The following is a 24,238-nucleotide window of genomic DNA, read 5'->3' on the forward strand; positions in this document are numbered from 1 at the left end:
TGTATAACAAACCAATAATTAACAAAGTTATGAAATTAGACTTCGAAAAATGCTTTTTTCCATTTGGGAATAAGCTTTTAAAGAACATTATGAGAACATTTCTATTCTTGTTTTGTACGGCTATTTTTGCTGCTGTCCCCAGCAATTTGTTATCGCAGAATCCCAAAATCAAGATAGATAAAGACAAGATGGCGACAGTGGATGAGGTTTTTGACCTCATTGTGGAACAAACCGATTACAAGTTTTTTTATGAAGAGGGTATTTTCAAGAATTATCCAAAAATACCGCTCAAAAAAGGTATCATAAGGGCAAATAAGTTGCTTAGCCGTAGCTTGTCTCATGGCAATCTTGAGATAAGTATAACCAATGGCAATCTTGTCGCAATCAAAGAGAAACCTCCTACCACCTCCCCAAACCAGCAGTCTACCAACATTTCTGGAGTTGTAAAAGATGTTAATGGACAACCTTTGCCTGGTGCCAACATTGTGGAAAAGGGAACATCCAATGGTACCCAGGCGGATTTTGATGGGAATTTTTCTATTCTGGTCGAGGATGAGAATGCAGTTTTAGTTGTGTCTTACATTGGGTTTAATGCCCAAGAAATCCCGCTTCAGGGACGCACCAATATCAATGTTGTGTTAGAAGAAAGTGCGGCAGCTTTGGATGAAGTTGTGGTTGTGGGATATGGTACAGTACAAAAAAGTGATTTATCTGGATCGGTATCTTCTGTTGATCCAGAACAATTGGAAAATATTCCTGTAGCGAGAGTGGATCAGGCATTACAGGGAAGAGCTGCAGGCGTGTCAGTTGCTGCAACCGGTGGTGCACCAGGAAGTGCGGCCTCGATAAGAATTAGGGGATCCAATTCAATTAATGGGGATAATAACCCCTTATTTGTGGTGGATGGCTTCTTGACTCCTGATGGATTTGACCTTAACAGCATTAATCCAAATGATATTCAATCGATAGAAATACTAAAAGATGCCAGTGCCATTTCCATTTATGGAGTACGTGGATCCAATGGAGTAATATTGATTACAACTAAAAACGGAAAAGGTGTAGGCACTTCAAAACCTCAATTTAACCTTAATCATTATACTGGAATATCCAATATTGTCAGAAAGCTAGATATAATCTCTGGCCCAGAATTGGCACAATATGTTAATGAAGTTGATGAGTTTGAAGGGGCACTACCTACATATCCTGATGTTGATGATGTGCCAAATGTTGATTATCAAGACCTGATATCAAGAACAGCAATTACAGAAAACCTGGACTTTTCAGTGCAAGGCAATTCTGATGATTTGAATTATTTTCTTTCTTTGAATTATTTTAATCAGGAAGGTGTCATAAGGGAATCAGGAATAGAGCGCTACCAAGTAAGGATTAATATTGACGCAAATACATCAAAAAAATTCTCCTACGGAACTAGGTCCAATGTAAGTTTTACGGATAGAGATAATGCATTAATAAATTGGAGATCAATATTTATAGATGCCAACCCTCTTATTCCGATAAGGGATGAAGACGGTGAATATACGGTAATAAGTCCGGTAAATGGGGCTAACTTCAATAACCCAGAAGCTCTTTTCGAATTTAATGGCAATAGAACCCGTAGGTTAAATGCATTAGCTAATTTTTATGTACAATATGAGCCCATTGAAGGACTGGTCTTTAGATCTACTATCGGGTCAAATTTAGTTTATGCCAAACAAGATGTTTTCAATTCCGCGCAAGCACCAAATAGGAACCAAGCCTCTGTAAGGGTCAATCAATCGTTTTTTGTGGGTTTGTTAAATGAAAATACTGTAAGCTACAACAAGAAATTTGGTGATCATTCTATTAATTCTGTAATAGGGTTTACATGGCAGACTGATAGAACAGAAGCAACTACAACCGGTGGAGATGGCATTCCCAATGATGCTAATGGAACAAGTAGTCTAATCTTGGCGGACCCACTATTGAATACCGCGTCGATTGGCCTTTCAACGCGTCAATTAGTGTCTTTTCCAGCTCGCTTAATATATAATTACAAAAGTAAATATATATTAACATTGGCAGGTAGGCTCGATGGGTCTTCCGTGTTTGCTGTCGATAATAAATATTCTTTTTTTCCTTCTGTTTCAGCTGCATGGAATATAGGCAGGGAAAAATTTTTGGAAGATTCCAATCTTATCAGTCAGTTAAAATTGAGAGCTAGTTTCGGGGTTTCTGGATCTCAGGCCATAGGGCCATATAGGACACTTTCCATTTTACAACGGCAAAATGCCATTATTAATGATGCTGCAACTCTGGGGCTTCAACAAGCTAGAGCGGCGAACCCTAATTTGGAGTGGGAAACCACTGATCAAATAGATATAGGTTTAGAATTGGGTTTTTTCAATGATCGCCTACGTTTTGAATTCGACTACTATGACAAAACTACCAATGACCTTTTGGTAAATGTACAAAATGTACCAAGATTTGTTGGTTTGCAAAGTCCCAACCAACTTATCAATGTTGGGAGTATTTCTAACAAAGGCCTAGAGTTAACCGTTGGCGCAACAGTTGTGGACAAAAAAGATTTTAGATGGACTACCGATATAACCGTTTTTGGAAATAGAAACAAGGTTTTGGCATTGTCCGAAGGCAATGATGAAATACGGTCTAACTTCGGTGGTAATGCAGTAGGTCAATCGCGCTTGGTCATTGGATCTCCTGTCTTATTTTATGGGCTCGAGTATTTAGGTGTATTCCAAACACAGGAAGAAATAGATGCAGCACTGGCCAACCAATCTACAGATGTCGCGTCCGGCGAACCACCGAATTCAGATAACGATTTTGTTTTTGTTGATGGCTCCACTGTACCTGGTTCGGGAAAGTTTAGGGACACTAATGGTGATGGAGCTCTTACAGACGAGGATTATGAACCTATTGGGAATCCAGAAGCCAAATTTTCAGGAGGTATTAATAATAGTTTTATCTATAAGAACTGGAGTTTGGATATTTATTTACAAGGCTCATATGGAAATGATATCTATTTTGGATTAGAACAGCCTGGTTTTTTTGGGCGCCTTAACTCAAGCTTGTTTCCAGATGTATTGGATAGATGGACGCCACAAAACACAGACACACGAGTTCCTAGAGCTGGAGCGTTTTCAAGTACTTTTGCTAGACCCAATACACAATTGGTCAAGGACGGCTCACATTTGAGAATTAGAAATGTTAGGCTGGGATATAATGTGCCTACGGATAAAATAGACTGGGTCTCAAATTTAAACCTTTACATTTTAGTGGACAATTTAGCTGTGTTTAGCAATTATAAGGGTTATGACCCCGAAGTTGGCTTTGGTGGCAACAACACAAGAAGTGGTGTTGATGATGGCCTTTACCCTCGTAATAGAACATTCACTCTTGGGATTAATGCTAAATTTTAAAAACTTATGAGAACAATTAAATGTTTATTGGTTTTAGTGCTGGTTTTTGGCACTAGTTGTGAAGATTTCCTAGAAGAAAACACTGATGGGCTTTTATCATCAAGCAGCCTTTTCGGTAGCAATTCTGAAAGCGAACCTGTATTGTTTGGCTTATATGGGCAGTTCAGCTCTGGGGATATGTATTCTGGGAGTGTTACTTGTTTGGATTTAGGAACAGATATAACTACCCGTAATAGAAATGGAACCACAGTACATGCACCACATACAAATTATCTATTGTCTGCGACCAATTTAGGTGCATCGCAGGGTATTTATACTAGAATGTACAGGATAATTGCCAATGCAAATTTTCTAATTGCCAATGTTGAAGATAATCCAAACGTTACCGATGAAACCATATTGGGAGAAGCCTTGTTTCTTAGAGCATTGGCTTATTATCATTTAACACATTTATGGGGAGATATAGTTTATTTTCGAGATGATTTGACCATTGATGAAAGGAGAGTTTTGTCTCAAACGCCTAAGGAAACCATATTTGAGGATATGGTGGCAGATCTACAGCGGGCCGAAAACCTCATGTCAGCAGATCTGCCTTCAGGAAATAGAGAAGGTAGGGCCAATAGGTGGGCAGCAAAGACCCTAAGAATGAAATACCACTTAACACAAAATGACTGGGATGGAGTTCGGCAAGCGGGAGAAGAGATATTGACGTCCTCTCCACATATGTTGGCCGATAGTTATGATGACCTTTGGTATATATCTAACGGATTCAGTGATACCGACCATCCGGAAATCATATTTAAATCTCAAAGAATTTCTGGAGAAGAGCCTGGTGGGACCGGCGGTAATATTGGCGATATGCACGTCCCCAGATTGGGTGACCAACCGGGAGATGGCAATTCAGAGATCATCGATGGGATGACCTTAAGGGAAACATTAACTGCAAACGGTGAATTGTTCAATGGTTTTGGCATTAATTTAGGCTTGCCAAGCTTTGTTGAGAGTATTGCGGCTGATGATACGAGACAGGCTACCATCGCAACGGATACCTATAGAGGATTTAAATTGGGGGTACGAGGTGATGAACTAGATATTAGCGACCCGAACAGCACGCGTTATTTGTCCAAATTTTGGGGGTTATTAGAAGATGCAAACCCTAGAGGTGGCAGGGGAGTCGATTTTCCTGTATTTAGATTGGCCGATGTAAAATTAATGCTGGCAGAAGCCTATAATAATCTGGGACTATTTGCACAGGCATCTGAACAAATCAATGACATTCAAATTAGGGCGTATGAACCGGATAGACCGGTATTTTCAAGCTCAGACCAATCTTTAATAGCTGAAACTATTTTTAACGAACGTCGTTGGGAACTGGCAGGCGAAGGACATAGAAGATATGATTTAAATAGATGGGGGCGACTTATCGAAGAAGTACTGGCACAAACCTATATTAATGAATTATTCAATCCAACGGGCAATATTGGCAACGAGCATTTGTTGTGGCCCTTCCCTATAGACGATTTTGAATTTTTAGAGCCTGGCCAAATAGAACAGAATCCGGGTTATTGAGGGTCACGAACGGAGTGGCAGTTCTTTGAAATTGGCACGAAGGTGCTGTGGAAACTTGGAGGGGAAGTTCCCTAGGCTTACTTGACAGAATGTTAGTTTAAAAATGCTTTGAGTTAGTTTGGTTTTTTGGTAGCATAGTTGCCTATGTTGCAGAATTCACCCGGAAACAATTTTCGGATGATTTTTTTAGGACATGTTCCGCAAATTCATCCTTAAACAGTGAAGGGATTTAAACAAATTGATTGTAACCGGATAAAATATTCAATCCAATAAATTTAGAACAATGAAGTACCTATATATAGCTTCAGTACTACTTTTTTGCCTAGGAAGCAAAGATCGAGTTATAGAAGACGAAAGACCGAATGTAGTGTTTATTATGGTCGACGACCTGGGATGGAAAGATGTTGGCTATATGGGGGGCGATTTTTTTGAAACTCCCAATATCGATAAACTTGCGACAGAAGGTATGGTGTTCACTAATAGTTATGCTGGTGCCGCTAACTGTGCGCCCAGCAGAGCTTGCCTGATGACAGGTCAAAATACACCCCGTCATGGCATTTATACGGTTTCGCCTTCCACAAGAGGCAAGGCCAAAGATCGTAGATTAATCCCGACAAAAAATACGGATTCCCTGCAATTAGAGATGTTTACTATGGCTGAAATGTTTAAACAAGCAGGCTACACCACTGGGACTTTCGGAAAATGGCATTTGGGCAAAGACCCGACCTTGCAAGGCTTTGACGTAAACGTGGCCGGAGACCTGCGTGGCAACCCTGGAAAAAATGGATATTTTAGTCCGTATAATGTAGCCAACTTGGAAGATGGTCCCGAAGGCGAACATTTAACAGATAGATTGACCAGTGAAGCGATAAAATTTCTAAACACCAATAAAGCGACTCCATTCTTTATATACGTCCCATTTTACTCGGTGCATACCCCTATTCTTGCCAAAAAGGAATTAATTGAGAAATACAAATCAAAGACCAATAACCTAAAAAATATCAATCCTACCTATGCGGCGATGGTCGAAACAATGGATATCAATGTTGGTAGGCTACTTTCGGAAATCAAAAAATTGAATCTCGATAAAAATACCATAATCGTATTTACTTCGGATAACGGAGGAATTAGATACATTGCCAGGCAAGACCCATTGCGGGCTGGGAAAGGCTCCTATTATGAAGGTGGTACTCGCGTACCAACCATTATTAAATGGCACGGAAAGATAAAACCTAATTCTAATACAAACGTACCTATTGTGAATATGGACTTTTTTCCAACGTTTCAAGAAATAGTCAAAGTATCACTTCCCAATAAAACCTTGGATGGTAAAAGCATTTTACCAATCCTGAAAGGAAACACTATAAAAAAGAGAGCTCTTTTTTGGCATTTTCCAATATACCTAGAAAATTATAATAATAAAATGGACGATTCCAGAGATCCTTTATTTAGAACACGACCAGGTTCTACTTTGGTTTACGACAATTGGAAACTACATCAATATTTTGAGGATAACGGATTGGAATTGTACCATTTGACCGACGATATTGGTGAACGAAACAATTTAGCTGAAAGCCATCCTGAAAAACTAAAGGAAATGATGGCTATATTGACCCAAAAACAAAGAGAAATGGACGCACCTATTCCAACGATGTTAAATCCTGAATATAGGGAATAAGGAGTTTAAACCATTTCTAGAACCGCATAGCGCTGATGATATATTTACTTCACTTGAAATTGATAAAATCTAAAATCTGCTACTTTGCTTATCTCAAAGTCAATATTTCCTTCACCATCAACTTCCTTTTCTTCGGAATCTCCTGTGAGCAAGTCTGTTAAAATGAGTGTAGTATTCTTAATAAAATGCAGCCTCATCGTTTTTGTAGCTTCCCCATTATTGATTTCTCTAAAAATGGTTAGATATCCGTTGTTGATTTCAGGGTTGTAATTCTGAAATCCTGACCAGCTCGAATTATCAGGTTTATTGCCTACAGGGAATACATAACCCTTGTACATGGCATCCCGATGTTTTTTGTAAGTTTTTAGAATCGTCCTGATCTGGTCTCTGGCTTCATTGGTATAGTAGTGAGTCTCCTGAAAAAAAATGGGAGATCCCATTAAAGCAATGGCTACCGAATATGGATGATTATGCAAATAAGCATCGCTTTCTTTTCGATTGACCCGATCGATATTCTGAACACTCACCTGGAACTTGTTCAGGTTGGTGTATTTGGCTACCTGCCAGGCATCGCGAAGAACAAGGTGTGGGCGGTATACTACATTTTCCGGAATCATGGGTTTTCGGTTCTCCAAATAAATATTACCGTACTCCCTACCATAGAAATAACCGATTCTTGGTGGGTTTTCCGTAACATCCCAGTTTACTCTTACCTTATGATCGGTATCCAGAACAAACTGTCTGACCTTATTCACAAAACCATGCAATTTTTCATAGCTATTCAGATTGGCAAAATCTAGTTTGTAAGAAGTGAACCCTCCTGTTTTGTATTGCGCTAACAAGTCCTTTCCAGGGATGGTCCATGCCGCCCAAAGTCCTAATCTGACACCAGCCTTTTCAGCGGCTTCCTTGATATTGGTCCAACCCTTAGGATAAACGTCATAGACGCCATAGGTTTTGGTTTTGGTTTGTTTTGCGGGTGCATCCCAGATGTTATATTGGTTGCCCTGCCAGCCATCATCAACCTGATGAAGATCGATTCCAAGGTCTCTTTGACTTTCTATTTCAATAAGGGTATTGGCTTCTCGAGATGCATATTTGCTTTCATCACCCGAAGCACCACTACCCCAGTTGTTGGCCATAATATAAATATCCCGTTTAGGGTCGATAGGAAAACGTTTCCTATCGAATTGTTTTAATGCTAATTGACGGTCACTGCCATCACCCTGATAGGACACCACCCAATAGGCCCATAAAGGATTATAGGTTTCTGTCAAATCATCTACACTTATACCAAGGCCTGAGGCATAAACTCCGGGTTCATCGACATAAAATGCCCCAGTATGTACGCCTTGTTGATTCACACATTTGTGCGACTCCTGTACTAGAATTATACCATTGTCCCTGGATTTTATATCGATAACACTGGCCCAGTTGTAAGTTCCTTTTCCACGGGTTGTTTCTTCTTTCAGAATCTCTGTTTCCCTGGTGTTACGGTGTTGGGTATCGTTATAATAGCCGATTAAAGAAGTTTCGGAACCCTCCGTTTTCAAAGGTATATATTCTGCCCTGGTCACACTTGTAGAATCCGTTGAACCCTTGTCTTTGTAATTACCTAACTTTTTCACAAATAACTGGGTACGTAGTCCTGTGGCATTTGGGTATGCCCATACCACATATTTAACACCAACACCATCGCCTGGATATTCGAACTCTGCAGTCACCTCCAAATGGTCAGAGGTAAAACCGTAATCATTGGATTTCCTGGTGGTCAATTCTGTTAGCTTGGCTTCAGCATTTTCTGAGAGGATGCCACTCAGGTTCCAATCAGAACCAAAAGGGCTTCCCAGAGATTTATAAGATTCTATGGATTGCGTCAATAACCCTTGTGGTGTCAATTCCCAAACACGGGTGATTTTACCCGTTGAGATATTCAAAGTATTTCCTTTGGTATAAGCTTTGGCTTCTTTAAAGCTTTCCTCTATTTGAATATTAAAATCCTTGTTACAGGATATCAGAAACAATAGGCTAAGGCCTAAATACTTAAAGCAGTTTTTCATTTATCTAAATTGTATTATTATTTTAAAAAGTTTTTGTTAACGGTTCACATCGAATTGCCAGTGTTCTACTGGAGAATCCACATGTTCTTTTTCAATAACGGCCATCGCCTTTTTGACCAATTCTGGATGATTGGATGCCAAATTGTTCTGCTCTCCGGGATCAAATCTTAAGTTGTACAACTCAACAGGTGTAAATGCTCTATTCTTAACTTTTCGGATAGCCTTCCAGTGATGATCCATCAAAACCGCCTGTGCTGTTTTATTATTATTGGAATGAAACTCCCAGTACAGGTAATCGTGTTTTGGCTGGTCTTTTCCTAATAAGGTGGGGACAAAAGAAACCCCATCAATAGGTTGGGGCATATCAGCTCCTGAAAGTTCCGCTACAGTAGGCAATACAACCCAAAAGGCTGAAGCATGATCAGTAGTGGTCCCTGGTGTAATCTGTCCAGGCCAACTGGCAATCATGGGAACACGAATTCCTCCTTCATAGAGGTCGCATTTATAACCCCGATAGATATTGTTACTATCGAAATAATCCGGATCGGCTCCTCCTTCTAAATGTGGCCCGTTGTCTGAAGTGAAAATAATAAGCGTATTATCTTCAATGCCTAGGGCTTTTACTTTAGCGATGATCTCCCCAACCTGTTCATCCAACAAATGTATCATACCCGCAAAGGCTGCATGAACCTCTGGTTGAGATCCATAACTTCCTATTTTATAATGCGGACAATCTGCATCGCAGCCTTTATACGATTTCTCGGGTTCCAACTTGCCACGATACTTGTCCATATATTCTTCCAGTACTTTAAGCTCGGCGTGAGGTATTATACTGGGTACATAGCAAAAAAAAGGACGGTCTTTATTGACCTCAATAAAGGCAAGTGTCTCTTCATGAATCAACTGCGGCGCATAGGCACCATCCATATCACCTTCGTTTTCCTTGAGCATCACTTTTTGATCGTTGCTCCACAGATGGTAAGGATAGTAGTTGTGCCCGGTACGTTGGCAGTTATAGCCATAAAACCGGTCATAACCCTGTTTTACGGGATCTCCTTCAGACTTGAGATATCCCAATCCCCATTTGCCAAATGCTCCTGTAGCATAGCCCTGCTTTTTAAGTACCTCAGCTATGGTAACCACCTCGTCAGCAATAGGGTGTTGCCCTTCAGGTTGTACATCCTTATTTCCTCTTATAGGCTTATGTCCTGTATGTTGACCAGTCATTAGAGTACTTCGGGACGGGGCACAAACTGTAGAACCTGAATAATGCTGCGTAAATCGGATACCATTGGCTGCCAAGGCATCGATATTAGGTGTACTGAATTTTGTTTGTCCGTAGCAACTGAGATCGCCATAGCCTAAGTCATCGGCTAAAATGTAGATAATGTTGGGAGAATGTTCCGGTTGTCGTTTCTTCGGTTGTTGACAGCTTTGTGCCCAAAAAAACAAAATTGTCGCAGCACATGAGAAAATTCTTTTTTTCATTGGTTTGTAACGATTGCCCTTCTCTTTGCTGATTTGGCGTAGAATAACTGCCTTAGCCCTTTTTTTGTCATATTTACCTACATCTGTATTCATTATTGCTGTGGCTTTGACATACCCCTGAAACAACTTTTCATTTTCAGTACTTCCAATCCATAGCTCTACTTGTTGAAGTTTATTTATTGCAGCTTCTTTAGCCATAAACTTGACGTTTAAACTTTTTATTCGATTATCCATTCTAAAAATTACCTTTTTGGTCTGTCGAAAATTCGTGCAACATTTTTATTTGTGGGACTTGAGTTAAATATCTTTGTTTGTCTTATTAGTATAAACGACGCCAAAATCGAATACCACCCCTTCTAATGAAGAAAACCACAGTATATATTGCATAAGAGATCAAGAGAAAGACCTGTCGAAAGTTCTCTGAGGAGGAAAAGATCCGTATTTTACCAGCTGGCCTGAGTAACTGTTAGGAATTTATCCTTTTTATCTTATTTATGCGTCTTATTTTGGTTATCCTGCGTTGAATTTCCTTAGATAACGGTGCTATTCGCGTCAAATTCGCCTTGCCTAACCAAAAAAAACGTTTTTCTTTTGATAATAAAAGCACTATATCTATAAGGTTGAATACGACATTTTTTTAAGTATGGTTATCTACTTTTTTGATTTGACTTTCCATATAGACCGCACACATCAATATAGGACAGGACGGAATGTAAAATCCTAAAAAAAGCATCTGACCTTTTGGTCAGGTGGCTGGGAATTTTGACCAGCGGGAAAAATGAAGAAGCAAGAGGGTAACGTGCTTACGCAGCGCTACGTTTTTCATTTACTCCGTAAAGCCACTGTTTATGAGAGATTTGGGGCTTTAAAGAATTCGGATGGGAAAAAACAATTGTCACAAAACCTCTGAAAAGTCCCATGAACATTCAAAATATTGTCACAATGGACTATAAAACGAGAGATTGGAAGCCTTTTTTTCATTAAAATCGTTGAGTTGCCCCAACTTTTTCCATTTTCTTTTTTCTCTTTATTCATTTGAATTGTTTTGATTTTTTACGAATAACCTTAAGTTATTTTTTAACCAAAGGGCAGGAGGTCATCTGGAATTGTGAGACCGTATGAAATCAAAAGATTCACCACCGTAATTCAATTATTCCGTTGTATGGTCAAGACCTAATTTGAACAGACTATGGATTGGACCTTTTCCGAATTTCCGCTCGGTGGGCAGTTCCCCAATCGGCAAGATTGCTGATGACGGGAACCAGTTTTTCACAGTACTCCGTCAACTCATACCTAACGGTAATGGGCCTAGTGTCCATAACTGTCCGTTTTATGAGCAGATTGGTTTCCATTTCCTTGAGTTGCCTGCTCAACATCTTCCCAGAAATCCCCTCAACATCCTCCAAAAGATTGGAATAACGTTTGCTCCCAAAATAAAGAGCCACCAATATGTGCATCTTCCATTTTCCACCCAGTACGTACATCGTATCGGATATGGCCCTAATCTTATGCTTACAGGCCTTTATCTTTTCTTTATTGCTTCCCATGTGCTGTCACTATGTTTCTTTTATGTCACTGTTACTTTTAGTAACTATGTGTCAAAAGTATATATTTTTGACAAAAATTCGTCAGTAACTACAAAACAAATAGGAACATGGACTTAATAAACACACTGAACTGGAGATACGCCGTTAAAAAATACGATGGGCAAAAAGTGCCCGAGGAAAAGCTCGCTCGGATTTTGGAAGCCATAGGCCTAACCGCTACATCGGCAGGCATACAACCCTATCGCCTTTTTGTGATCAACAATGACCAAGTGAGACAGCAACTCGCACGGGATTCCTTCAATACCCAGATTACCGAAGCTTCCCATCTCATCGCATTTGCTGCCTTTGAGACGATTACCAAAGAACACATCTCAGATTTTATAACATTCATGGCAAAGGAAAGGGAATTGCCAGAAACTGCCCTGGATTCCTATAAGGACTCCCTTGAACAACATATTTTGGCTAGAACTGACCATGAATACTTTATTTGGTCCTCCCAACAGGCCTACATTGCATTGGGCACGGGAATGATTGCTGCTGCCGATGCCAAAGTAGATGCCACTCCCATGGAAGGGTTTGATTCGGAAAAATTGGATACCCTGCTTAACCTTCGGGAGAAAGGGCTAAAAAGTGTGCTATTGCTGGCACTTGGGTACAGGGATGCCGAAAAGGATTTTCTGGCCCACCAAAAAAAGGTCAGGTTGCCCTTAAATGAACTGGTAATCCAAATCGATTGACTGCACTAAAGGAACTACAACACACATTGAATGTTTAATTTAAAGGATATACAAATGAAAAAAACGAATAAAACACTGTATTGGGTCTTTACTGGATTGCTTTCACTGCTTATGGTAACCTCCGTCACACGCTACTTTATGGATATCGAACAATTCCAGAACTATTTTACGGCCTTTGGATACAATGGACGTATCGTGGTGCACCTTGCCATTGCTAAGTTGCTTGCGGTTGTGGTCATTTTAGCGAATAAATGGCCTACGCTCAAAGAGTGGGCCTATGCCGGACTGTTCTTTGATTTCGTATTGGCATTGGAAGCACATATCCATTTAAAGGACGATCAGTTCTTTGGTCCCATCATCGCATTGGTGCTATTGGCACTATCCTATGCTTTTTATCGAAAGGTCTTAAGGGACAATGAGGACAACGTTTAAATTTGTAACTCCCCCCAATCAGGATACACGTAGTGAATCCTGCCACCCCGACTTTTTAAGAAATCAAATAGTAACAAAAACTTGGTAATCGTATGATTATCAAGTTTTTGTCGTTTTAAGACAATCATTTAATTTGAATTGATATGGTAAAAAAAGTTACCTATTCGGTTACCTTGTTTTAAAATGGTTCAAAATGGTAACCGAGCTTCTTTGATTTGACTTTCGTTTTGAGATGTTCAATTTTTAAAAATGAAAGTATGCAGACCATTCACACATTCAGTGTTCTCTTTTGGCTGAAACTAGCCAATAAAAAGGACAACAAAGCCCCTCTTTATGCACGTATCACCGTAAACGGCAGACGTGCCGAAATTTCCCTTAAACGAAAAGTGACCGTTTCAGATTGGGACACTTCCAAAAGCAGGATAAAAGGGTTTGGAATTAAAGCCAAACAGGTAAACAACTATCTTGACGGAGTATGTTCGAGACTCTTTGATTGCTACCAAAAATTAAAGGATGGAAACAAATTGATTTCCCCACAACTTATCAAGGCTCATTTTCTTGGTAACGGGGAAAATAGATACACCATTTCAGATATTATCGAATACCACAAAAAGCATATGAAAGATACATTGCGGTGGGGAACGCAAAAAAACTATTTCACCACCCATAAGTATATCTTCCTTTTTTTGAAGCAAAAACACAGGACAACAGATATATTTCTTTCAGAACTCAATTACAAGTTCATCATAGATTTCGAGCGATTCTTACGCCACCAAAAAGATATGGGAAACAATACCGTCATGAAGCACATAGAACGGCTCAGGAAGCTTATAAACCTTGCCCATAAGATGGAATGGCTTGACAAAGACCCGTTTATAAAGTTCAAGGCAAAGTATATCAGAAAGGAAAGGGCATACCTTACATCGGGCGAACTACAGACCATTGAACAGAAGCAGTTTACAATCGAGAGATTGCAACTTATAAAGGATTTGTTCGTATTCAGTTGTTACACGGGACTGTCCTATGGGGATGTGATGAACCTTACAAAAGACAGTATCTGTATTGGAATAGACGGAAAACAATGGATAAGCTCCTACAGGCAAAAAACAAGTATTCCCGTTAGGATTCCTTTATTGCCAAAGGCTTTGGACATTATAAATAGTTATAAAGACCATCCCAGCTCGATAAATAAGGAAACATTGTTTCCAACCATTTCAAACCAGAAATTGAATTCTTATTTAAAGGAGATAGCCGATGTGTGCCATATCAACAAGAACCTCACTTTCCATATAGCAAGGCATACCTTCGCCACTACGGTAACTTTGAGCAATGGTGTACCGATTGAAACGGTATCGAAGCTTTTGGGACATTCCAAGATAACGACCACCCAGATTTATGCAAAGGTGATCGAAAGAAAGGTTAGTGAGGATATGCAACGATTGGAAGGGTGTTTATGAAAGAATAATGGAAAATCTTTGCGTGACGCTCAATCGTCGCTTAATCTATCATTTTATTATTGGTGGAAAACCCGTACATCGGCAACCTCTTTTTCCACCAATAATAAAACGTTTTAAAAGTTGACGTAACATACTTTTGTTCGGGTTAATACTATTCCGTTTAAACAGGCAGCATTTGACCGCTTATCCCAAAAGAAATAAGGGAAATGAGTTTTATCACTAATCATCACAATTCCCATTACAGGGCTGTGCGTTTTCAAAATCTGTTTCCGTAAATGTATAGGTGTACCTGAAATGCCTATCGGATATTATACTGTCCTTATAATTTGAGATAAGGACAGATTTTTCGCCCCCATGGATTACATATGACGTATCGTTAATAATTATGGTATTATGGGCACCTAAAACACCTTCCAAAAACCCTTGACAGCAACTTTCAGGTTTTGGGTCTTTAGGAGCGCCGTCAGTTTCATATGCGTATACCATTCTCTGGGATTGCGGGTTCAATTTTACATCTATTAAATTTACACCTATAAAACCCATAGGTTCTGGCTCAAACATTTTAAAACGTATCGTACTATCGGTTTGATTGGCATAAACCAAATCCACAGACATTATATACTCTATTTGGTCATTATTACTACATGAGGTAAATAAGAAACCTGCTATCGTACTAATTCCAATGATTAAAAAGCGTAGTATTTTATTCAGATAGTTCAAACACATTTTCTAAATCTGATTCGGTGATGATAAATTTGGATATAAAAAAAATCAAGGAAATTATCTTTTTGTCTATCATTTATAATCTTGGCTATTCAATATCCTTATCTGTTATTGTGAAAACTATTTCTCCATAAATAAATGTGCCATAACTAGGATTAAGAATCTCATCAAATTTTATTACTTCCCATGAATCAAAGTTATACGGACTATTAATTTCATCCCCCAAGTAACTTCCTTCCCCTTTCCATTCTCTTATAAACTCACTTCCTAAGAAAAGTTCAAATTTAGGAGCTCCTCTAGCAGTAGTATTATATACTCTAATATTTGTTTCAATAATTAATGGATTATTACCTTCTATAACTCCGTCAGAGGAGTAACTAGGTTCAAAAAAATCTTGCTTTTTAGAACTTGGTGGCAGTACGAGAGTATCAGTAACTATTGTATTACCGCTATCAGCTCCGCTATTCCCAAAGTTATGATAAACTAACTTTATTTCTTGATTAGAATTGTTCTTAAAAGTCCTTTGATATAAATGATCTTGAAATGCTTCTTTTGGATCACAGCTTAATAATATACTAAGGCCAATCAGTATAATTGACAAACGCATTATCAACTTGTCCATCGTCTAGTTATGGGCATTATATTATGTTCTATTCAAATAATTCTAAATCAGGTGAATTAATCGTAAAAATCCATTCTTCATCATCTCCATTCATTTGTAATTTCCAATTTTTACGATTGTATATGTCTTTTGGTACATCCCTTTCTTCCCCTATGTTTTCGTCAATATAACCATATGCATTGTCGGGCTTTGTCCACTTAATGCTCTTATTATTGCCCTCAGTTGTAATTCCAATAGAGTCAAAATCGGCAATGGCATTAAATCCTCCACCCAATGCACTATATGTCAAGAATTGTATTTTATTTGATTCAAAAATGTCAATAACATTCTCTTTGGATTCCTCAAACAAGCTAACCTTTAAAGTCTGGGTTGTTCGGTTCTCAATAAGAAAACTAATTTCCCTAGTATTGGGGTCACATGACAAAATCAGCAATATAATTGCAAAAAGGTAAATCAATTTAGTATCCATAATCGTCAAATATTTTGTTGACCGTGGCAATGTTTTTGCCTACTCTTGAATTAAATTCTGCATTTAGTTTTGGTATGGTAGTCACATGTCGATTTAAACATGAAAAAATGTTCTGGATAGTGTAATCGGCTTCATTGACCACTCTCCTAATTGCTACCGCAGGAATCCATCCACTTATTGGATGAGGCCTATAAAATCTTGTTGTTCCAAATTCTTCTTCGGCTAATCTTGCGCCAATATAAAACCCCCACATTTCACCAACCCCACAAACACCTGAGTTCTTACCACGTCCATTTCCATAAGGGTTATTTTTATTGCCGTATGTAATAATGTAGTTAATATACTTGATCCAATAGCCATTACCAACTTTTTTGAAATGCGAGGCATGTCCCAGTTCATGAAAGGTGGTTTCAAAAACACCATCCGTTCCTTGACTCGCATTTGCTTTTATAATCACATCGGGAAGTACAAACCTTGCAACAAGCCACAATTTATTGAGGGGTACAAAAATGGCTGCTTTATTAAGAAAAGAAACCAAATCGGAATTGGTTCTAAAACCTACAGCTCCCCAAGTTCTTCTGAGCATTGGTGCAGCACCACCACCAGATTTTCCATTGGCAACAATTCTAAGATTGCGGTGTGGCTTGCCAATACCAAATCGGGTGCAATAATTTAAGTATTTAACCGTAGCATTGTTTACCGTTGACCAACGCCAACCCACGGAGTTTGTATTAAAAGTTATGTTATGTCCATATTTGCTATGCTTTCCTGCTCTGTACCTTGCTGAGGAAATACTAATGGTTGACGGCCATATTTTAAAACCCCTTGTGTTTTTGAACACTACGGTATATCTAACACTACGTCTGTAACCCCTGTTTACTTTATAATACCCTTTCGAATTTGTCCAACCTTTGGCCCATTTGAACCAACGTCTTGTTTTGACCTTTACACCGACAACAGGGTCAGGAACTCCTGTTACGGTATTTCTTACCTTGATATAGCCTTGAGGTCTTCGCTTACTTCTCCTTGCCGTGATTCCATTTTTGGCTTTTTGTTCTTTTTCGGGTTCTTCCCAATTGTCCGTAATCCTTAAAGATTCATCTTCGAGATCATAAAGAAAGCTTTTGGAAATACCACTTTTTCCTGCAATGGTAGTAGTAGTGGTTTCGTCCTCTTCTTCATCTCCTTCTTCCTCTTCAAGACCGGATTCCTCTATCAAAAATAAATCCTCAATTTTTTCATAAGTTACGTCGGGGTGGAATTGATAATCTTTTACTACCGAAGTGTATAACCATTGTGCTTTTTCTATTTCTGTATTTTCATCAACAAAATAGTCTCCCTCTTGCTCAATTTCGACATCCAGTGGAATTATGGAGAGGTTTAAAGAATCTGCAATCAATAGGTTCTTTTGCTCATCATTCTCCACCCAAAACTTTACGTAATAATCAGTGGTTTGAATATCCAAATCATCATTTAACGTTTTTGAAGAATAGTTCTTAGGTTCCTTTTGTTGTTTTCTCTTTAGGCTTTTTAATGCCAGTCTCATGTTCTCGACAGAATAAGGATTTGACAACTTTTCTCCTAAGACAATTTTACCATCGGATTCAGAAGCTAATTCTTCACTCAATGATAGTTCTGGTTCGGAGGTGTTCTCAATTTCATCTTTTTTACAAGAATACGTAAGTATTCCAATCAGGGCTAGTATAAGTAACCCATAACTACGTGCTTTTTTCATATAGTTTGGTTTTTTTGGTATAAATGTTGTTTGGTATAAATGTTGTTTTGTATTTTAAAATTCATTCTTTACAGAAATTCTCCTAAAAAAAGTGTCGAGACCGACTAAAAATGGGATGAAGAAGAAGTAAGAAGGGATTGTGAAATCTGAATATTTTCCAATTATTGCGCTTTCACCTCAAAATCTGATGTTTTGACTTTTAGTTTTTTCCAAAAACATATTTTTTAGTGCCAAAACGTATCAAACGGGAACAAACAACGTTTTTCTTTCGATGATGAATATGCTATATTTACAAGGCTGAAATAAGCACATTTTAAGTACGGTCATCTACTTTTTTTGATTTGACTTTCCTAATGGCCGTACCCATCAATAATTGATAACGGAATTTTGATTCCGTAAAAAGGCAACTGATAAGAGAATCAGTTGTCGGAGAATTTTGTCATGCCAGAGCATGAGGGAATTTGTAGAGCAAGAGGGTAGCGTGCTGGCGCAGCGCTACGTTTTCCATTTACTCTGCAAAACCCCTGTTTATAAGGGGTTTGGGGTTTTGGAAGTTTTGAAGCAATAAAACTAATTGTCACAAAACCTTTGGAAAGCCCATAAAAAACTGAAAAATATTGTCACAATATGATATAATACAGGACTAAAATGGATGATTTTAAAACGGTACGGATAAAAAAGAAAACTTTGATAAGGTTCAAGAGTTTTTCAAGAAAGGTTTCAAACAGCTATTCCAAAACTTTGGATATGGTGATGGAATTTTTCGAGTGGCACGGGTTTTTGCCCGATGACCGTTTTGGAAAGAGCATGGTAGAGGAAATCATAAAGAACCGAAAGCGCACCAATGCCATCATAGCCATTATCAAGGATATCGAAAAGAGCCAGACCCTGCCAACAGTGGCCATGTTGCAATCCCTATTTGAACAACAGTTAGAACCAGAAGAGGAAGAGAGTGATTTTCAAGATTACTTTGGTATTATAGAAAAGAAATTTGAAAATGGCCATGAGGAAGAAGAATGGATGGAAGAGACTACCGTTCCCAAAATTCGATATGAGCGTTTGGAGTATAAAATGGATGAGCTAAAAAAGGATTTTAGCTATGTATTGGATAATGTCAAGCTTGTAAAGAGCACTTTTGGGAAATCTTATTTTAGATTGGAGCTTACGGAAGGGGAAATCGAAAAATTCAAAAGAGTAATAAAAAACTCATAGGTTATGTGCATAACCATATGTCATTAAAGAGTAATGCGTTTTACTTTTTTGATATGTTTAAAATAAAACAAACCTGTTTAAAAATAATTAGTAGTAAAATCTAAATAATATGTAGTTAAAATTAACTTAAAATGAGTATATTAGACTACAAATAGAGGCAGATAAATGATGGATGAAAAATACCCTAATCGGGGTATTTTTTTATGGATTAAAGTTATCCCTATATAACTCTATGGAATTGATTACGGATTTCCACAAGGAATATTAATATTCAATTTCGATTTTTACGAGTTACATAAAGTAGGAATAGGCTCTTCCTGTTTATAGGGAATGATATGAGATAATAGGAATAAAATGATGTATATAACAAGTTAGTCACAAATTGAAAAAAATATGAGCATAATATCAAAATCCCGACTGACAGGATATAGAAATAGTACTCGCTACTACAGCAAGACTATTAATGAAAGCTTAAGGGAATTTAAAGCAGAAAGCCGGTATTCTAAAGTGACTATTTTCCTGTCTCACAAACACGATGAAACAGAAGAACTTGATAGTGCTATTAGTTTCCTGAAGCGTTTTGGAGTAGAAATCTATGTTGATTGGCTTGACGATGGAATGCCTAGAACTACAAGTGGAATTACCGCAAACAGAATTAAACAAAAAATCAAAGAGAATAGAAAGTTTATTTTTCTTGCTACGGAAGGAGCAATAAGTTCCAAATGGTTTAATTGGGAATTAGGTCACGGAGATGCACAAAAGTATATTGAACATATTGCTGTACTTCCAGTAAAAAACAATTACTCTGATTTTAGTGGAGCTGAATATCTACAAATCTATCCTTACATATACGAGAGTGATTCTACACCAAATTCATTCTATGTAAAATATCCAAATGGTGACTTAAAAGGACTCGGAGCTTGGTTAAAAAGTTAAAGAAATGGAAGAAAAGAAAATTAAACACCTTGAATTTATCCAACTGGTAATAACTAGAATGAATGTTAATTCTTTTTTACTTCGTGGATGGTCAGTAACGCTTGTAGCAGCATTATTCGCATTTGCAGCTAAAGACACAAATATCGATTATGTGCTGATTACCTATATTTCAACACCACTTTTTTGGCTATTAGACGGTTATTATTTATCACAAGAGAGAAAATATAGGGACTTATACAACGTAATTCGACAAAAAAATGAAAATGAGATTGATTTTGATATGAATGCAACAGTAACAAATAGTAATAAAAATAGCTGGATTTCGAGCACATTTTCGATTACTCAAATAATCTTTTACGGAACCCTAATCGCAATTACACTTGTGGTAATGTTTATAATAAATTAATATGGCGAAAAGAGTATTTTTTAGTTTTCACTATCAAGATGTTATTGACTTTAGAGCAAACGTGGTAAGAAATCACTGGCTACTAAAACCTGACAGAGAATCCGCAGGTTATTTTGATGCTTCAGTTTGGGAAAAAGCCAAAAAGGAAGGCGATTTAGCATTAAAAAGATTAATCAATGGAGCATTAAAAAATACCTCAAACACTTGTGTTCTAATTGGTTCGGATACTTTCAATAGAAAATGGGTAAGCTATGAGATAATGAAAAGTATGCAGGTGGGTAATCATATTTTTGGAGTTCATATTAATGGCATAAAAGGCAAAGATGGAAAAACAAAAACAAAAACAAAAGGTTCTAATCCACTATATTTTTTAGGTTATTCATTCTCTGATGATGGTACGAAAATTAATTTACATGACTACATAAACGGGAAATGGATAAAGTACCCTGATTTAGACGGTTATTCTGTGAAAAAAGTGGATGAAAAGTATAGAAATAAAATTTACCGATTGTCAGAGGATTATCCTGTTTATGACTGGAATAGTGACGATGGATATAATAATTTTTCAAAATGGACGAAATAAAGCCAGTGACTAATAACGTATCCTAAAAATAGCGGTTTAATCGCTTAAACGAAAGAAAATGAATAAACTAAAGGTTATTGTTAAACTGAAAAATTAGTGCATAAAATCTGCAACTATTCATAACCTAGACTATTGTACATAATTATGACCAAAACATCTAATGGAAGAGAATAACCCAAAAGTATTTATAAGTTACAGTCACGATAGTAAAGAACACCAAGACAGAGTACTTGAACTATCGAACAAGTTAAGAAGTGAAGGTATAGATTGTGCTCTTGACCAATATGAAGATTCACCACCTGAAGGTTGGCCAAAATGGATGGACAGAAATGTAAAAAACTCTGACTTCATTTTAGTTGTATGCACAGAAACCTATTATAGGCGAGTTGATGGTACAGACGAAAAAGGAAATGGCATAAAGTGGGAAAGCACTCTAATTTACCAACAGCTTTATAATGCGGGAACAAACAACACTAAATTCATTCCTGTAATTTTTAAAGATGGAGAATTTAAGCATATACCAGAGCCATTACAAGGTTCTACCTTTTACAATGTTGATGACATTGATGAATACGAAAAATTGTATTGGAGATTAAGAGGTGTTAAGACCACAAAACCTGAGTTAGGAAAATTAAGAGAATTACCTGAAAAGTCAAGAAAAACTCTGTTCATTTCAGGGTTAATCGACCAAGAAAAATGGGATGAGGCAAAATGGCAAGCAGGTGTTGCTTATTTATATTCAGCAGAAGGAGACCTACCACCTGTTATTACCGTTCTCTTTAAAAACTTGGATTTAGGAAAGGAAATCTTTGAAGAAATAATAGAAAAGACAGGCATAGAGGACAAAAGCGAAAGATTACGAGTTTCTATTGTAGAAGGAGAAGTACCTAATCAAGATTATGGCTACTTTGTTGTTATTGGAGAAAATGTGGAATCGACAAATAATCTCATATCAAAGCTTCCAGAAAATAAAGAAATTCGATATGTGGGAATCAATCAGCGAATTCACAGAATGAAACCAAGTAAAGGTTCAGACAATCTTTCCAATTTCAAAAAGGAAGTTGAAAAACACGGTTGCTATCATATAGCACCAGCACAACAAATTGAAGATCCTGAAAAAGGAATGGGATATAGAATTGAGATGGAATACAAAATTTTGAAAAGAAGAATTGAATTCAGGCAATATGATGAAATTCCTGATGAGAATGACCCAGATAGCATTTTGAAATCAGAGGGAATTCTACAATATAAATTTTAAAAAATAACTATGTACAATAATGCTTCTGTAAGTAATTGCTTGTTCTCATCTACCTCTGAAAATCCTTGCGGATTTTCAGCTTGGTGTGTACCTGCCTGCCTGCAGGCAGGCTTGCAAGATTAACCGCTAAACCACGCAACTCCTCATAGCCAAGACCGTCAGACTGTCTCAAAAGTATTAAGAATTAGAGAGAAACATTATAATGAATTATATACGAGGAGCCTCCCGAGAACAACTTACATTATATACCACATGTCTGGACGATATGGTTGATCGGGATAATACCGTAAGGTTTATTGATGTTTTTGTTGATAATCTCGATTTGGAGCAGTTAGGTTTTACAACTATTTCTAATCAAGGTAGACCAGCATATAATCCTAAAGATTTACTTAAGCTTTATATCTATGGCTATATGAATCGTATGCGTTCTTCCAGGGTATTGGAAAAGGAATGTGTTCGTAATATAGAACTCATGTGGTTACTTAAAAACCTTAAACCAGATCATAATACGATCTCTAGGTTTAGACAATCTAATCCCAAAGCCATAAAGCGTGTCTTTAGAGAAAGTGTTTCTATAGCTCAGGATTTTAATCTTATTGGAGCTATATTCATTGCTGGTGACTCTACAAAACTTAGAGCTCGGAACAGTAAAAAGAACAATTACAATAAAAAGAAAATACAACGCCATTTAGAGTATATAGACAATAAGCTAGATGAGTATAATGAGGCATTAGCTACCGCCGATGGCGATGAAAAAAAAGCCATCGAAAAAGCGATAAACAAACATCGGGTACATCAAGATAAATACCAACAAATACAAATGGTATTGGAACAGGATAAGAGCTGTGAAAACCCACAAATATCAACTTCTGATCCAGATAGCAGGCACCAAATTGTTCGGGGAACGATTACCGAAATAACCTATACAGCCCAAAGGACTGTAGACGATAAACATAAACTTCTTATTGATTACAAACTCACCAATGAGAATGATAAAAAGGCTATGGGTATGATGCTTAGAAGAGCAAAAAGTATTTTAAGAACCAATACATTTACAGCACTTTATGACAAAGGCTATCATACCGGTAGTGAGTTCTATACTGCAAATTGCCTGGGAATAAAAACCCTTGTGGCCATACCAGGTATTGGCAGAAGTAGCCAAGCACCAGACCCAACTTATAATGTTGGGCACTTTATTTATAACAAAAAAGAGGACACCTATACTTGTCCGAAAAACAGAGAACTAATCTCTAATGGTAATTGGTATAAGGCTAGAAACTATAAGTTTAAGCAATATAAAACCAAGCCTTGTAAAACTTGCCCAGTAATGACAAGTTGTACAACTTCAAAGGTCAATGGGAAGATTGTTCAACGTAGCCAGTATAAATCGTACATAGATAGCAACAAAAAGCATGTAGCCAATAACCAAGGACTTTACAAAAAGCGACAAGCCATTGTAGAGCATCCCTTTGGTACGATAAAGAGGCAATGGGGTTTTGATTATATAATTACAAAGAAAGGAATTGCTTCAGCCAGTGCTGATTTTGGATTAACAGCTTTAGCATACAACCTTAAAAGAATGTTCAATCTAGGCTGGAAACCAAAAATATCCGTCTTAAAAGCATTTTTTAAACACCTTATTTGCTTTTATAATGACCAGAGTGTTTGTTTTAACGGAATCTCAGTTTTAGGTAATCCATTTGGAAAACCCTCTAACAAATTAATATATTTTTAAAATAAACAACTAATCACGGTAGTTTTGAGACAGACTGACGTTGTAAGTAATGCAAGCAAAAACTATTACAAAAAATGAAAAGGATTAATTTGGAATTATATCCGAACCCAGATATTGGTAGAGATTGCTTATTTAATATTAATCATGTAATCGAACTGGATAAAAACATGAAGTA

The 24,238-nt window shown here is 37.5% G+C and carries 19 protein-coding genes; 12 read left to right on the plus strand and 7 right to left on the minus strand.

Annotated elements, in window-relative coordinates; genetic code table 11:
* The first annotated feature begins 89 nt into the window (after window positions 1-89).
* The 3 genes from L0P88_RS17785 (at window position 90) to L0P88_RS17795 (ending at window position 6,663) form a co-directional block, all read left to right on the plus strand.
* Window positions 90-3,416 carry a SusC/RagA family TonB-linked outer membrane protein gene (locus L0P88_RS17785; protein ID WP_247131251.1) on the plus strand — a complete coding sequence of 1,109 codons (3,327 nt, stop codon included), beginning with the start codon at window positions 90-92 and terminating at the stop codon, window positions 3,414-3,416.
* Between the two features lie 6 nt (window positions 3,417-3,422).
* Window positions 3,423-4,985 carry a RagB/SusD family nutrient uptake outer membrane protein gene (locus tag L0P88_RS17790; protein WP_247131252.1) on the plus strand — a complete coding sequence of 521 codons (1,563 nt, stop codon included), beginning with the start codon at window positions 3,423-3,425 and terminating at the stop codon, window positions 4,983-4,985.
* Between the two features lie 283 nt (window positions 4,986-5,268).
* Window positions 5,269-6,663 carry a sulfatase gene (locus L0P88_RS17795; protein WP_247131253.1) on the plus strand — a complete coding sequence of 465 codons (1,395 nt, stop codon included), beginning with the start codon at window positions 5,269-5,271 and terminating at the stop codon, window positions 6,661-6,663.
* Between the two features lie 44 nt (window positions 6,664-6,707).
* Here the strand turns inward: L0P88_RS17795 and L0P88_RS17800 are convergent, their stop codons facing one another.
* From L0P88_RS17800 to L0P88_RS17810, 3 genes are all read right to left on the minus strand, one after another.
* Window positions 6,708-8,723 carry a hypothetical protein gene (locus tag L0P88_RS17800; protein WP_247131254.1) on the minus strand — a complete coding sequence of 672 codons (2,016 nt, stop codon included), beginning with the start codon at window positions 8,721-8,723 and terminating at the stop codon, window positions 6,708-6,710.
* A 36-nt stretch (window positions 8,724-8,759) separates the two neighbouring features.
* Window positions 8,760-10,445: an arylsulfatase gene (locus L0P88_RS17805; RefSeq protein WP_247131255.1), complete on the minus strand. Its 1,686-nt coding sequence runs from the start codon at window positions 10,443-10,445 to the stop codon at window positions 8,760-8,762.
* Between the two features lie 953 nt (window positions 10,446-11,398).
* Window positions 11,399-11,758, minus strand: coding sequence for a winged helix-turn-helix transcriptional regulator (locus L0P88_RS17810; RefSeq protein ID WP_247131256.1), 360 nt, complete (start codon window positions 11,756-11,758; stop codon window positions 11,399-11,401).
* Window positions 11,759-11,865: 107 nt separating this feature from the next.
* On the opposite strand from L0P88_RS17810, the gene L0P88_RS17815 reads away from it, so the two are divergent.
* The 3 genes from L0P88_RS17815 to L0P88_RS17825 all read left to right on the plus strand — a co-directional run bounded on the left by L0P88_RS17815 (window position 11,866) and on the right by L0P88_RS17825 (window position 14,384).
* A complete protein-coding gene (locus L0P88_RS17815) occupies window positions 11,866-12,495 on the plus strand; it encodes an NAD(P)H-dependent oxidoreductase (protein ID WP_247131257.1) in 630 nt (209 codons plus the stop codon).
* 54 nt (window positions 12,496-12,549) lie between these two features.
* The gene (locus L0P88_RS17820) at window positions 12,550-12,927 is read left to right on the plus strand and encodes a DoxX family protein (RefSeq protein ID WP_247131258.1); all 378 of its coding nucleotides are present in this window, start codon (window positions 12,550-12,552) and stop codon (window positions 12,925-12,927) included.
* Window positions 12,928-13,184: 257 nt separating this feature from the next.
* Entirely contained in the window at window positions 13,185-14,384 is a 1,200-nt protein-coding gene (locus L0P88_RS17825) for a site-specific integrase (protein WP_247131259.1), read from the plus strand.
* Window positions 14,385-14,603: 219 nt separating this feature from the next.
* Here L0P88_RS17825 and L0P88_RS17830 read toward each other — a convergent pair whose 3' ends face one another.
* The 4 genes from L0P88_RS17830 to L0P88_RS17845 form a co-directional block, all read right to left on the minus strand.
* Window positions 14,604-14,999, minus strand: coding sequence for a hypothetical protein (locus L0P88_RS17830; protein WP_247131260.1), 396 nt, complete (start codon window positions 14,997-14,999; stop codon window positions 14,604-14,606).
* Between the two features lie 196 nt (window positions 15,000-15,195).
* Window positions 15,196-15,729, minus strand: coding sequence for a hypothetical protein (locus L0P88_RS17835; protein WP_247131261.1), 534 nt, complete (start codon window positions 15,727-15,729; stop codon window positions 15,196-15,198).
* A gap of 28 nt (window positions 15,730-15,757) precedes the next feature.
* On the minus strand, window positions 15,758-16,198 hold the full coding sequence (locus tag L0P88_RS17840; protein WP_247131262.1) for a hypothetical protein: 441 nt from the start codon (window positions 16,196-16,198) through the stop codon (window positions 15,758-15,760).
* Window positions 16,188-17,933 carry a hypothetical protein gene (locus tag L0P88_RS17845; RefSeq protein ID WP_247131263.1) on the minus strand — a complete coding sequence of 582 codons (1,746 nt, stop codon included), beginning with the start codon at window positions 17,931-17,933 and terminating at the stop codon, window positions 16,188-16,190. The genes L0P88_RS17840 and L0P88_RS17845 overlap by 11 nt, the downstream gene beginning before the upstream one ends.
* A gap of 648 nt (window positions 17,934-18,581) precedes the next feature.
* Here L0P88_RS17845 and L0P88_RS17850 point away from each other — a divergent pair.
* The 6 genes from L0P88_RS17850 (at window position 18,582) to L0P88_RS17875 (ending at window position 24,063) form a co-directional block, all read left to right on the plus strand.
* Window positions 18,582-19,145: a BfmA/BtgA family mobilization protein gene (locus L0P88_RS17850; RefSeq protein WP_247131264.1), complete on the plus strand. Its 564-nt coding sequence runs from the start codon at window positions 18,582-18,584 to the stop codon at window positions 19,143-19,145.
* A 393-nt stretch (window positions 19,146-19,538) separates the two neighbouring features.
* Complete coding sequence (locus L0P88_RS17855; RefSeq protein ID WP_247131265.1) at window positions 19,539-20,081, plus strand: toll/interleukin-1 receptor domain-containing protein; 543 nt, start codon at window positions 19,539-19,541, stop codon at window positions 20,079-20,081.
* Between the two features lie 4 nt (window positions 20,082-20,085).
* A complete protein-coding gene (locus L0P88_RS17860) occupies window positions 20,086-20,487 on the plus strand; it encodes a hypothetical protein (protein ID WP_247131266.1) in 402 nt (133 codons plus the stop codon).
* Between the two features lies 1 nt (window position 20,488).
* Entirely contained in the window at window positions 20,489-21,070 is a 582-nt protein-coding gene (locus L0P88_RS17865; protein ID WP_247131267.1) for a TIR domain-containing protein, read from the plus strand.
* Window positions 21,071-21,230: 160 nt separating this feature from the next.
* Complete coding sequence (locus L0P88_RS17870; RefSeq protein ID WP_247131268.1) at window positions 21,231-22,328, plus strand: toll/interleukin-1 receptor domain-containing protein; 1,098 nt, start codon at window positions 21,231-21,233, stop codon at window positions 22,326-22,328.
* Window positions 22,329-22,530: 202 nt separating this feature from the next.
* The gene (locus L0P88_RS17875) at window positions 22,531-24,063 is read left to right on the plus strand and encodes an IS1182 family transposase (RefSeq protein ID WP_247131269.1); all 1,533 of its coding nucleotides are present in this window, start codon (window positions 22,531-22,533) and stop codon (window positions 24,061-24,063) included.
* Window positions 24,064-24,238: the final 175 nt, after the last annotated feature.

It is taken from the genome of Muricauda sp. SCSIO 64092 (assembly GCF_023016285.1).
GTDB lineage: Bacteria > Bacteroidota > Bacteroidia > Flavobacteriales > Flavobacteriaceae > Croceivirga.